The following is a 669-nucleotide window of genomic DNA, read 5'->3' as shown; positions in this document are numbered from 1 at the left end:
AAAAACAGAATTTACAAGAGCATTACACTTCTACCCTACAAAGGTATCAGGATGGTTACCAAAAGTAACCACATGCAGTGCTTTAAACAATGAAGGTATTAATACAATTTGGGACATAATTTTACAATACATTAAAACCACAAAAGCCAACAATTATTTCAACATAAAACGCAACCAGCAAAATAAATACTGGCTTATTCAAACCATTGAAACCCAATTAAAATCTAATTTTTTTAACACGCCAAACATAAAGGCCGAATTAAAAAATCAACTAAACCTCATTGAAACCAACCAAACAACACCTTTTGCAGCAGCCGATGTATTGCTAAATATGCCTAAGTTGTAATGTACTTTTTAATTAAAAATTGCCCCAGTTTATAAAATAAAAAGCCAGAAATGGCTCCAAAAGTTAAACCGCAAATAATATCTGTTGGGTAATGTACCCCCACATAAATACGGCTGTAAGCAACCACAGCACTCCAAAATAATAAAATGAAAATTAAATTTTTGTAATAGGGTCTTAAAGTTAAACCTGCAAAAACAGCCGCCGCCATAGAGTTTGATGAATGCCCAGAAAAGAACCCGTATTTACCACAACGCACCGCTATAAAGCGTATTTTATCAAATAAACCAGCCTCATCTCTACATGGTCTGGGTCTTTCAAAACCA

General features: G+C 34.1%; 1 protein-coding gene and 1 pseudogene. One reads left to right on the top strand and one right to left on the bottom strand.

The annotated features are described in order from the left end of the window. Positions 1-346: pseudogene (locus FUA24_RS23265) on the top strand (methylmalonyl Co-A mutase-associated GTPase MeaB); the annotation flags it as partial. On the opposite strand, the gene FUA24_RS23260 reads toward FUA24_RS23265, so the two are convergent. Beyond that, on the bottom strand, positions 336-669 hold a 334-nt coding region (locus tag FUA24_RS23260), incomplete at its 5' end, for a phosphatase PAP2 family protein (RefSeq protein WP_148545720.1). The pseudogene FUA24_RS23265 and the gene FUA24_RS23260 overlap by 11 nt on opposite strands.

The organism is Seonamhaeicola marinus (genome assembly GCF_008085455.1).
This window is presented reverse-complemented; position numbering and strand designations above follow the sequence as displayed.